This window comes from Beggiatoa leptomitoformis (assembly GCF_001305575.3).
Lineage (GTDB): Bacteria > Pseudomonadota > Gammaproteobacteria > Beggiatoales > Beggiatoaceae > Beggiatoa > Beggiatoa leptomitoformis.
On sequence record NZ_CP012373.2, the window covers coordinates 1,538,860 to 1,550,984 of the forward strand.

The window sequence follows — 12,125 nt, forward strand, 5'->3', positions numbered from 1 at the left end:
ACAGGAGAAAACGATGCAAAAAACTTTAGCCGATTGGCAACAGCTCGCCTCTCAGGTGCAACTGCCTACACAGTCATTTATTAATGGCAATTATGTTAATGCCTTATCAGGTAAAACATTTGCAACCGTTAATCCTGCAACAGGACAGGTATTAGCACAAATTGCCGCGTGTGATAGTGAAGATGCTGACCTTGCGGTTGCCAGTGCGCGCCAAGTATTTAACAAAGGAACATGGTCAAAAGCTGCACCTATTCAGCGTAAAAAAGCCTTAATTAAATTTGCAGCATTGATTGAAGCACATTTAGATGAATTGGCATTATTAGAAACCTTAGACGTTGGCAAGCCAATTTCGGATAGTTGTGCGGTGGATATTAGAGGGGCTGCGCGCTGTATTGCGTGGTATGGGGAAGCGATTGATAAACGTCATGATGAACTATTGCCAACCGAAAGAGGTTCTTTAGCAATGGTGACACGTGAGCCTGTTGGTGTGGTTGCTGCGATTGTGCCTTGGAACTTTCCCTTGTTAATGACGGCATGGAAAATCGCGCCCGCGTTGGCAGCGGGTAACAGTGTGATTTTAAAACCATCAGAAAAATCACCGTTAACCGCGCTACGTATTGCTGAATTAGCCGTACAAGCGGGGATACCTGAAGGGGTTTTAAATGTCTTATCTGGCTATGGACATACAGTAGGTAAAGCCTTGGCATTACACATGGACGTTGATTGTGCAGCGTTTACAGGTTCAACCCGCACAGGACGACAGATTCTGCAATATTCAGGACAATCTAATTTAAAACGTGTGTGGTTAGAATGTGGGGGTAAAAGTCCAAATATCGTCTTTGCCGATTGTCCTGATTTGGATAAAGCCGCCGCTGCGTCGGCATTTGCCATTTTTTATAATCAAGGGGAAATGTGTTCCGCAGGATCACGCTTGTTAGTAGAAGCCTCGATTAAAGAAGAATTGTTGGCAAAAATTCAGCAAATTGGGGAAAGTATGTTCCCACGCAATCCCTTAGACCCTGAAACTAAAATGGGTGCAATTGTTGATGATATTCAATTAAAATCCGTTTTAGGCTATATAGAGGCAGGCAAGGAAGCAGGGGCAAATGTGTTTATGGGAGGAAAGCAGGTTTTAACTGAAACGGGTGGATATTTTGTTGAACCAACAATTTTTGACAGCGTTAAACAAAGTATGAAAATTGCCCAAGAAGAAATTTTTGGTCCTGTTTTATCGGTGCTAACGTTTGAAAATGCTGAGGAAGCAATCAACATTGCAAACGATACGATTTATGGACTGGCCGCAGGTTTGTGGACACGCGACATTAACAAGGCGCATAACACAGCGAAGGCGATTCGTGCAGGCACTGTGTGGGTAAATTGTTATGATGAGGGCGATTTAACATCTCCCTTTGGTGGCTATAAACAATCAGGCAACGGACGCGATAAATCCATACATGCACTAGAAAAATATGAAGAGTTGAAAACAACTTGGATTAAACTGGGAAATTCATAAATTTTTTATAGAAGGGCATGAAAAAAGTACCAGAAAGATGTGCAACGGATAACACCGCTTGACGTGGTGGTATCCGTGCTACTGCAATAAGGGATTATAAAAATCGGTGCATGACAAACGCATCAACGAGTCCTAATTGCGGGTGTTTAAAAACGCAGGGTAACTGTCCTACAATGTTAAACCCCAATTTTTGCCATAAAACAACGGCTCTGCTGTTAGTGCTAACGACAAGATTGAATTGCATTGCTAAAAATCCCAGTTGCTTTGCTGTTTGTAAGGCATGTTCCCCCATTGTCCTACCAATATGTAGCCCTTGTTTTGTAGGATGCACCATAAAAGATGCGTTAGCGACATGCGCCCCTTGCCCCAACTGGTTGGCTTTTATTATATAAGTTCCAACCACTTCATCAGCTATTAATGCCGTATAAGTCCAGACGTTAGTGGATAACCAATAATCCAATAATGCTGTTTTTGGCATGTCGGGTGGAAAACTATAAGTATCGGCTGTTTGAATAACAGCATGAATAATCTCCCAAATAGCATTAATGTCCTTTTGTACTGTTTTTCGAATAGAAATCGTACTCATGTAATAATTAAATACCCTAAGTGTAAAAATACGGAATAAATATTGCTTTTTTAATGTGGTTTTAAACAAAAACACATTAGCTTGACCAGCTCTTTTTATATTTCTAGCTGACATTTCGCTTAAGTTTAGAGGATAAAACACTATACTTTATAAGTACAAGTATGGTAAAAAATCTGATGAATACAGATGGTTGTGATGTAACAATTGTGCAACTGCAATATTTTAGGACTATTTATATATCAATATGTATTACATAACTATAAATAAGAACCAAATTGATAAAGCGGGTGAATTATGGGACTTGCAGCACAAATAACAAGGAGAGAGGTTGTGTCAACCCCTGAATCTCTCAACATTCTGATTGTTGATGACAACAAAAATAATTTGTTCACGCTGCGTAATTTAATCGGTGAATATATTCCCTCTGTTCATATTCTGGAAGCAGAATCGGGTGTAGAGGCACTGCGTGTTTTATTGAAAGAAAAAGTCGATTTGATTATTTTAGATATACAAATGCCAGAAATGGATGGTTTTGAAACAGCGGAACTTATTCGTGCGCGTAAGCATACACGACATATTCCCATTGTTTTTTTAACAGCGGCTTACAAATCGGAAACGTTTAAGCAAAAAGGCTTTGATTTAGGCGCGGCTGACTATTTAACCAAACCGATTGATGCACCTTTGTTAATCAGTCGGATCAGGTCTTATCGACATTTCATTTTGCAAGAGCGTCGACATGTTTCAGAGTTATTCATTGCAAATCAACAATTAATCAGGGCAAAAGAATTAGCAGAAGAAGCACAAGCTGCGGCTGAGGCGGCCAATATTGCTAAAAGCCGTTTTGTCGCAAATATGAGTCACGAACTGCGTACACCTTTAAATGCCATTATTGGGTATAGCGAAATATTGTTAGAGGAAGCGGCTGATGCAGGATACGATACGTGTACTCAGGATTTAGACCGTATTCAATCATCGGGTAAACATTTACTTGGATTAATTAATGATATTTTGGATATGTCAAAAATTGAAGCGGGACACATGGAAATTTATGTGGAAACCTTTGATTTGCAGAAGTTACTAGAAGATGTTGTCAGTACGGCAAAACCCTTAGTAGAAAAAAATAAAAATACCTTTAGATATGAATTTGTTGAACAATTGGGCGAGATGAAATCTGATCAAACCAAGCTAAAACAAATGCTTTTAAACTTGTTAAGTAATGCAGCAAAATTTACTGAAAAAGGAACAATTTCACTTAAAATAACGCGAAAACAAGATATTAACGAGGCATGGTTTGTATTCACTGTTGAAGATACAGGCATTGGCATTACCCCAGAACAACAACAAAAGCTTTTTCAACCTTTTACACAAGCAGATGCTTCTACAACACGTAAATATGGTGGAACAGGCTTAGGACTGGCTATTACCAAGCGGTTTACTGAAATGATGGGCGGAACGATTTTGCTAGAAAGTGAGGCGGGCAGGGGGACGATATTTACACTGTTGTTGCCTGCGGTATTAAGAAAAAGTAATTAGTTTTAGAATCTTATTACTGTGTAAAAAAGGATTTTATGCGGAGAAGGGGCGAATTATTTCGCCCCTCTTTTATTTATACCATTGCCGCAAAAACTGCGTCACGGATTTCTTCTACTTTACCAACCCCTGCAATACATACGTATTTAGGCGCATTGCTACCGCCTTCATTCGCCCAACTTGAATAATAATTAACTAAAGGCTTTGTTTGAGAATGATAAACTTCTAACCGTTTTCTGACGGTTTCTTCTTTGTCATCTTCCCGTTGAATCAACTCTTCCCCTGTTACATCATCTTTACCTGCAACTTTAGGCGGATTAAAAATCACATGATAAGTGCGTCCTGAATTAACATGCACCCGACGACCACTCATGCGACCTACAATTTCTTCATCATCCACGGCAATTTCTACAACGTAATCTAATTTAATTCCCGCTGCTTTCATTGCGTCTGCTTGTGGAATCGTGCGTGGAAAACCATCAAACAGAAACCCATTTGCACAGTCAGCTTCTGCTAAACGGTCACGCACGAGACCGATGATAATATCGTCAGAAACTAATCCGCCTTCGTCCATGATTTTCTTTGCTGCCAATCCTAATGGCGTACCTGCTTTAACCGCAGCGCGTAACATATCGCCTGTTGAAATTTGCGGGATGCCATATTTTTCTTTGATGTAGTTGGCTTGCGTGCCTTTACCTGCGCCAGGGGGTCCCAACAGGATTAAACGCATTTTTAACTCCTCGGTTCTCGATTAATACGTAGGACGTGTCATCAATTAATTGAACCCATTGTATAAAAACATAAGTCCTAACCCCATTTGGGAGGCATTAAACACTTATTTTTAGTGTTTTTAAAATTCCCTTTGGTAAATCTGGGTACGTAGGGTTTTAATTGAGGACATGTTCTAGGCCAGATTGCTAATATTTAAATGGTGGTGGTACAAAAAATGTAATAGTAACATGATACAGATAGGCAAAAAACGATTTTTATTTGCAATGTTTAGCTAAAAAATCAGAAATCACCTTAAAATAATTATTTCATTTGAAAAATGTCTTCCCAAGGAAGATGAGTTAATTTTTTAATCCCACTGACTAAAAACCATAGCGCGAACATTAAAACCACCATAGAAGGGATGGCAATCACAGGATAGCTTAATGCCATCATCTTGCCTAACTCTTCATTAAACGCAACAGTTCCAGACGGACTGGTCACTACCATTTTTGCTAAGCCATAATTTAAAATGGCGGACAATAAAAAGGAGCTTGCAACAAAGTAAGTTGAGTAAACCAGCCGTTTTTCAAAAATAGCTTGTGTTCCTTGTTGTTGTAGTGCTTGTTCGACTTTTTCTACGTTAATGATTTTTTCATTATAAATAAAGGTTTTAACAAGTGGATAAGGCGTTTTTAAAGAAATCAGCACTGCAAGCCCAATCATCAATGGAATACTGGCTTCTTTAATAGCAATCCATTCGGGGTCTAGTTCTAATAAACCAATTCCACCCGTTAGTAAGATACTAACTAAACCTAAGATTGAGACAATATTAAACTTTTTATGGATTACTAAGTCCCATAAACCGTAAATTAACGGAAAAGTCAAAGCAACCAATAAACCATAGACCGTACCTAAATAAGCGTCACTGGTGAATTTCATTAAAATAACGGATGGAATGACGATATTAATGAGCAAACTAACAAAAACATTTTCTCTTTCGGGATTTTGTGTTGTCATTTTTTTTAACCACTTACTTAATATTGAACTGTGACGGAATCACCTGTGTGCAAATGGCACTGCTGTTGTGCTGATTGGCAATAAACAGATAATTCTAACATACCATCACTGTTAATCAGGGCTAATAACTGTGTATTTTCCCCTTCTGCGTAGTGGTTTAGAAGTGGAAATAGTTGTTCTTGACAACTGACTTGGCGCGTACCTGCGGGCAAGCTTGCTAAATCTTCCGCGCTGATATTGGTTAGCGCGTTGCCAAAACGGTCAAATAAGATGATTTTGCCTAATAATTGATGGGCAACACGTTGTGGTCGGCTTTTGAGTAGTTCTGTAATCGCATGTGTTTTAATACCTAATTTGTCTAAGGTAACGCCATTCGCTAAACAGGCAGCGGCTGGTGCAAATAATGCCAGTCCATCAAAACTGCGGTGTGCTTGCCACCATGCCGTTTTACGGTGTAGTTGGTAAATCGTTTCAGGGGGGTAACGGTTAACTAATTCGGTGAAAATGCCGTTATCGGGTGCAACAAACCATTGATTTAATGCTCTTAATAACAGTGGTGGACGACTTGAACCAACACTGGGGTCAACAACAATAATATGGATTGTTTCGGGTGGGAAATGGGGCGCGCTACGTGTCAAACACCATGCTGCCTGATAAATATTTTGTGGTTCAATATCATGGCTAATATCGACTAAACGGACAGTTGGACAGGCTTGTAATAAATAGCCCTTCATCGCGCCAACATAACCGTCTTGCGTACCAAAATCAGTAATTAGCGTAATTAATGGGTTAAGCATTGCGTGATAATTATCCTCGTGTGTTGAGTGCAGTAGAATGGATATTGCTGTTTCAAGCGGTGTTATCCATCTTTTTATGAACAAAGTCTGGTTGAATCAGTGTCAGACAGGTTTTAACTGATACTATCACTTTAAACGATGTTATCCGTTGTTTTTTGTGAGAAACTCAATAGTTACGTTGGCGTTACCAAAAAATGAAGGACTGACAGTCTGAAAAACCTGTCAGTCCTTAACTATCGGTTTAGAAGTCGTTTTCTAGTTTAAATGTGTTAAATATCAAATCAGCAGCAACATTTCTTGAGCCATGCGTCACGGCTTCAAAAATATCCATTTCTGACCAGCCCAATTCCTGCAATTTTTGCACATCATCAGCAACAACTTGTAAAGGCGTTTTGACTGCCTTAAGAATAAACAATAATAAGGCTTTATCTTTCTCATCCAGTGGTGCTTGAGAAGGGGCTTTTTTTGTCATTGCCACTTGTTCAGGGGTGAAGCCATACACGCCAATTAATAAACCTGCATTAAAACCAATGCAATAAGCACATTCATTTTCTTGAGAAACTAACATTCTTACGACGGTTAATAATTGCGGGCTTAAGCGTGGATGACGCATAAAATAACCGGTTTCTGCCCAAGCCAGCTCCAGCATCGTAGGGCTTGCGCTCCACATCTGCAACGCATTCGGCACACGTCCCAATACTTTTTGAATATCCGCATAAATCTCGGCGGTTTTACCAGTTGCTTCTTCTGGGGATACGATGCTAACAAGTGGCATAACAACTCCTCGCTAAATGCCCTTTATCATAAATGTAAAGGGACAGGGACTCGTGAAGGATAATTAAAAATCTGCCCATATAAATGCTCAGTTTGGACAGAACATTTTAAACTGCGCACATACTCCATCAGTTGTTGAATGGAGGTTTGAAAGGTTTTTACTGACTGTAAACTTTTTGCTGTTCCTACACAACCTGTATAGGTGGCAACGACAAACATTGCAATCGCATCAGGATTAACATCGTGTTTTAATTGCCCACATTGTTTTGCACTGCTCAAACTGGTTGCTATCACGCGCTGTAAACGCATCAGAATCGACGTTAAATGAATGCGAAAAGTTTCATCTAACGGACTCATTTCTTGCATTAAATTGTTAAAAGGACAGCCTAATTTTGTCTGTTCCTCATCAAACTTTATAATGAGCTGTTGTAAAACTTGCAGTAATGTATCTATGGCATTATTGCTATTTTCCAATGGCAGACAAATATCATTTTCCAGTTGTTCACGAATGACCTCATCGATAACAGCCAATCCTAATGCGTGCTTATTTGGGAAATGGTGGTACAACGCCCCTTTTGTTAGGCCTGTGTCCGCAAGGATATTATTAATACTGGCCGCCTGAAATCCACAACGATGAATTTCTTGAAATGCCGCAGTCAGGATTTTAGTCCGTGTAATATCAGGTTGCTTGGTTTTCATAATGTGACCACCCGTTAATCATGTTAAGTATGATGTGTTATTCAACTGTGCGAGGAATTATTTTTTTCTCTTGTTAAATAGTGTAAGCGGGGAATAGCAACGAAAAAATTCGGGTGGATACGTAACATGACTTCGGTTTTTACGTAGGGATTGTTTCTTATAAAATGCTTTATTTATACATTAATTAGCTGATTTAAAACTTTTAAAATTCACCTCTCAGCATTTTCAAACCCGATTTAATTCTGGCTATGTATTCATGCTGTTTATATTTCCATTGTTAAAATAAACATTACCCATAAATTGGCTTATAATCGCTACATCATTCTATTTTGTCTTTTCAATAAATCATGGATACCATTCGTTTACGGGGTGTACGCACCCACAATTTAAAAAATATTTCTTTAGAATTACCACGCGATAAACTTATCGTCATTACAGGGCTTTCTGGTTCTGGTAAATCTTCGCTGGCGTTTGACACGATTTATGCGGAAGGACAACGACGTTATGTTGAATCCTTGTCTGCTTATGCTCGCCAGTTTTTATCCATGATGGAAAAACCTGAGCTAGAACATATTGAAGGTTTATCCCCTGCAATTTCTATTGAACAAAAATCCACTTCGCACAATCCACGCTCAACCGTCGGTACAGTGACGGAAATCTATGATTATTTACGATTATTATTCGCGCGTGTGGGTGATCCTCGTTGTCCTACTCACCACACAAGCCTAATCGCACAAACGATTAGCCAAATGGTTGACCAATTATTAGCCTTGCCACAAGGTAGCGCGTTAATGCTACTTGCGCCGATTGTTAAAGAACGCAAAGGTGAACACGTCCATATTTTTTCTGAACTACAAGCCCAAGGTTATATCCGCGCCCGTGTCAATGGTGAAATTATTGAGTTAGACAATCCGCCTACTTTAGAATTACATAAAAAACATACAATTGATGCCGTTATTGACCGCTTTAAAATTCGGGAAGATATGCGTTTACGCTTAGCGGAATCGCTAGAAACAGCATTAAAATTAGGCAATGGACGGGTAGAAATTCATTTTATGGATAAACCCGAACAAGCACCGTTATTGTTTTCCGATAAATTTGCCTGTCCTATTTGTGGTTATAGCATTAGTGAGCTAGAACCGCGTTTATTTTCCTTTAATAATCCTGTTGGTGCATGTCCTGAATGCGATGGCTTAGGAATTAAACAATATTTTGACCCTGCAAAAGTGGTAAGCCAAGCACATTTAAGCCTTAAAGACGGTGCAATTGCGGGTTGGGATAATCGCAATGCTTTTTATTTTCAAATGCTCACAGCGGTTGCCCAACATTACCAATTCAAGCTGGATACGCCTTTTAACCTGTTGACTGACAAACAACGCCACTTAATTTTATATGGCACAGGAGAAACGGCGATTAATCTGGTTTATCAAAGTGATAAAGGAACAACCTTTGCCCGTAAAAAACCCTTTGAAGGTATCTTAAATAATTTAGAACGTCGTTATCGAGAAACCGATTCAAACGCTGTTCGTGAAGAGATGAATAAATATATCAGTAAACGGGATTGTCCCGTTTGTCACGGTTCACGTTTGTGCGAAGCGGCGCGAAATGTCTTTGTCGCAGATAAAACACTTCCTGAATTAACCACATTACCCATTAATCGCGCACAAGATTTTTTTCAACACTTACAACTAAGTGGGCAACAGGGCGAAATTGCTGACAAAATTCTGAAAGAAGTTGCGGAACGCTTACAATTTTTAATCAATGTCGGTTTAGACTACTTAAGCCTAGACCGCAGCGCGGATACCCTTTCTGGTGGAGAAGCGCAACGCATCCGCCTTGCCAGTCAAATCGGTGCGGGGTTAGTTGGTGTGATGTACATTTTAGATGAGCCTTCTATCGGACTGCATCAACGTGATAATCAACGCCTACTTGATACACTGATACGCTTGCGCGACTTAGGCAACACCGTCATTGTAGTAGAACATGATGAAGACGCGATACGCGCCGCTGACCATGTTGTTGACATGGGGCCGGGGGCCGGGGTACACGGCGGATATGTTGTTGCACAAGGCACGCCACAAGAAATCACTCAAGCCGTTGATTCTTTAACAGGTCAATACTTATCAGGACAACGCAATATTCCCATTCCCAGCCAACGCCAAACGATAGACAAGCAAAAAATCATTCGACTAACGGGTGCAAAAGGCAATAATCTAAAAAACGTCACGATAGAAGTGCCTATCGGTTTAATGACCTGTATCACAGGTGTCTCAGGCTCTGGCAAATCAACCTTAATCAACGACACCTTATACCCATTGACCGCGCAACGGTTAAACAATGCCAATGTAGAACCCGCCGAGTATGCAACGATAACAGGCTTAGAACACATCGATAAAGTTATCGACATAGACCAAAGCCCTATTGGACGCACCCCTCGTTCAAACCCCGCAACATACACAGGGATTTTCACAACTATTCGAGAATTATTCGCTGCTACACCAGAATCGCGCTCACGCGGTTATCAAGCAGGACGTTTTAGCTTTAACGTTAAAGGCGGTCGGTGCGAAGCCTGCCAAGGTGATGGGGTTATCAAAGTAGAAATGCATTTTTTACCTGATATTTACGTAACCTGTGATGTATGCAAAAGTAAACGCTACAATCGTGAAACCTTAGATATTCATTACAAAGGTAAAACCATTGACGATGTACTGAATATAACAGTAGAAGATGCGCTAGATTTTTTCTCTGCCGTGCCAATGTTAGCGCGTAAACTACAAACCTTGATGGATGTTGGCTTATCCTATATTCGTTTAGGACAAAATGCGGTCACTTTATCGGGTGGTGAGGCGCAACGAGTGAAATTAGCAAAAGAATTATCCAAACGCGATACAGGCAAAACTTTATATTTACTGGACGAACCGACCACAGGCTTACATTTTCACGACATCGCCCAACTCTTAACCGTCCTTCACCGTTTGCGCGAACACGGCAACACGATTGTTATTATTGAACACAATTTAGACGTGATAAAAACCGCTGATTGGATTATTGATTTAGGCCCTGAAGGCGGAGATAAAGGCGGAGAAATCATTGCAACAGGCACACCCGAAGACATCGCCAGCCAAGCACATTCTTACACAGGACAATTTTTGCGTTCGTTGCTAGGCGTACAAATAAAAAAATCACCCGAGAAAAAAACGAGACAGCGGAAAAAATAGCAAGCAGGGCGAATTTATTCGCCCCTAATCCATTTCTTGCATAGCACAAAAAATTAACTTTAAATAAATTAAATAATTAAACAAGAGAATCTTGCTATTTTACCCCTATTAAACCGCACAACTGATTCTATATTACAGTGAAAATCTGTATAATAAACCGTTGCATTTTCCCGTCACCAAGACTATCTAAATCATCCCCGTGAGTATTGAAACTGACCGTATTATTAGCCCCCTCAGTAGCACTGACGACCGCGCTGTTGACAAAGCCATTCGCCCGCAACGTCTTGCTGATTATACAGGTCAACCTCGAGTGCGTGAGCAAATGGAAATCTTTATTCCTGCTGCAAAAGCACGCGGTGAAGCCTTAGACCACGTCCTCATTTTTGGCCCGCCCGGACTTGGCAAAACCACCTTGTCACACATTATTGCCAATGAAATGGGTGTCAATCTGCGCCAAACGTCAGGACCTGTATTAGAAAAAGCGGGAGATTTAGCCGCATTACTGACTAATCTCGAACCCAACGATGTCTTATTTATTGATGAAATTCATCGTTTAAGTCCTGTTGTGGAAGAAATTTTATATCCTGCGATGGAAGATTTTCAGCTAGATATTATTATTGGCGAAGGCCCTTCAGCCCGCTCGATTAAATTAGACTTGCCCCCGTTTACCCTTATCGGTGCGACAACACGAGCAGGTTTACTAACCTCACCGTTGCGCGACCGTTTTGGCATTAGCCAACGCCTAGAGTTTTACAATAACGTTGATTTAGCTGCGATAGTAACCCGTGCAGCACATATTTTAAACGTTACGATTGATGATGCTGGCGCGATGGAAATCGCTAAGCGCGCCCGTGGAACTCCCCGCATCGCCAACCGTTTATTACGTCGCGTGCGTGATTACGTGCAAGTAAAAGCCGATGGCAAAATTAACCAAGCTGTCGCCTATAAAGCACTCGATTTACTCAATGTAGATATTTATGGTTTAGACATGATGGATCGAAAATTGCTCCTTTCCATCATGCAAAAATTCGATGGCGGTCCTGTAGGCGTTGACACCCTTGCAGCAGCAATTGGTGACGAACGCGGAACGGTTGAAGAAGTCATTGAACCTTATTTATTGCAACAAGGATTTATTATGCGCACGCCACGTGGGCGCGTTGTAACCCGTTTAACATGGCAACATTTTGGGCTAACACCACAAAACCCTATCGCACTGGATTTAATTGATAACAGTGCTGATTCCTCTCAACTCAAGACGAATACGCCTTGATTCACTGAAT

The 12,125-nt window shown here is 40.5% G+C and carries 10 protein-coding genes; 4 read left to right on the forward strand and 6 right to left on the reverse strand.

Annotated features, from left to right (window positions below):
• The first annotated feature begins 13 nt into the window (after positions 1 to 13).
• Positions 14 to 1,513 (forward strand): aldehyde dehydrogenase, encoded by a 1,500-nt coding sequence (locus AL038_RS06365; protein WP_062150605.1) that lies wholly within the window; start codon positions 14 to 16, stop codon positions 1,511 to 1,513.
• A gap of 94 nt (positions 1,514 to 1,607) precedes the next feature.
• Here the strand turns inward: AL038_RS06365 and AL038_RS06370 are convergent, their stop codons facing one another.
• Positions 1,608 to 2,099 carry a GNAT family N-acetyltransferase gene (locus tag AL038_RS06370; RefSeq protein WP_062150608.1) on the reverse strand — a complete coding sequence of 164 codons (492 nt, stop codon included), beginning with the start codon at positions 2,097 to 2,099 and terminating at the stop codon, positions 1,608 to 1,610.
• Positions 2,100 to 2,429: 330 nt separating this feature from the next.
• Here AL038_RS06370 and AL038_RS06375 point away from each other — a divergent pair, with 330 nt between their 5' ends.
• Positions 2,430 to 3,632: an ATP-binding response regulator gene (locus AL038_RS06375; RefSeq protein ID WP_062150610.1), complete on the forward strand. Its 1,203-nt coding sequence runs from the start codon at positions 2,430 to 2,432 to the stop codon at positions 3,630 to 3,632.
• A gap of 73 nt (positions 3,633 to 3,705) precedes the next feature.
• On the opposite strand, the gene adk is transcribed toward AL038_RS06375, so the two are convergent.
• From adk to AL038_RS06400, 5 genes are all read right to left on the reverse strand, one after another.
• Entirely contained in the window at positions 3,706 to 4,359 is a 654-nt protein-coding gene (gene adk / locus AL038_RS06380) for an adenylate kinase (protein WP_062150612.1), read from the reverse strand.
• Positions 4,360 to 4,661: 302 nt separating this feature from the next.
• A complete protein-coding gene (locus tag AL038_RS06385) occupies positions 4,662 to 5,357 on the reverse strand; it encodes a VC0807 family protein (protein WP_062150617.1) in 696 nt (231 codons plus the stop codon).
• 17 nt (positions 5,358 to 5,374) lie between these two features.
• Positions 5,375 to 6,154, reverse strand: coding sequence for an SAM hydrolase/SAM-dependent halogenase family protein (locus AL038_RS06390; protein WP_062150619.1), 780 nt, complete (start codon positions 6,152 to 6,154; stop codon positions 5,375 to 5,377).
• 241 nt (positions 6,155 to 6,395) lie between these two features.
• Complete coding sequence (locus AL038_RS06395) at positions 6,396 to 6,929, reverse strand: carboxymuconolactone decarboxylase family protein (protein ID WP_062150622.1); 534 nt, start codon at positions 6,927 to 6,929, stop codon at positions 6,396 to 6,398.
• A 26-nt stretch (positions 6,930 to 6,955) separates the two neighbouring features.
• Positions 6,956 to 7,627, reverse strand: coding sequence for a TetR/AcrR family transcriptional regulator (locus AL038_RS06400; protein WP_062150626.1), 672 nt, complete (start codon positions 7,625 to 7,627; stop codon positions 6,956 to 6,958).
• A 347-nt stretch (positions 7,628 to 7,974) separates the two neighbouring features.
• On the opposite strand from AL038_RS06400, the gene uvrA reads away from it, so the two are divergent.
• On the forward strand, positions 7,975 to 10,845 hold the full coding sequence (uvrA, locus tag AL038_RS06405; RefSeq protein WP_062150629.1) for an excinuclease ABC subunit UvrA: 2,871 nt from the start codon (positions 7,975 to 7,977) through the stop codon (positions 10,843 to 10,845).
• A gap of 199 nt (positions 10,846 to 11,044) precedes the next feature.
• The gene (gene ruvB / locus AL038_RS06410; protein ID WP_062150632.1) at positions 11,045 to 12,115 is read left to right on the forward strand and encodes a Holliday junction branch migration DNA helicase RuvB; all 1,071 of its coding nucleotides are present in this window, start codon (positions 11,045 to 11,047) and stop codon (positions 12,113 to 12,115) included.
• Positions 12,116 to 12,125 lie beyond the last annotated feature (10 nt).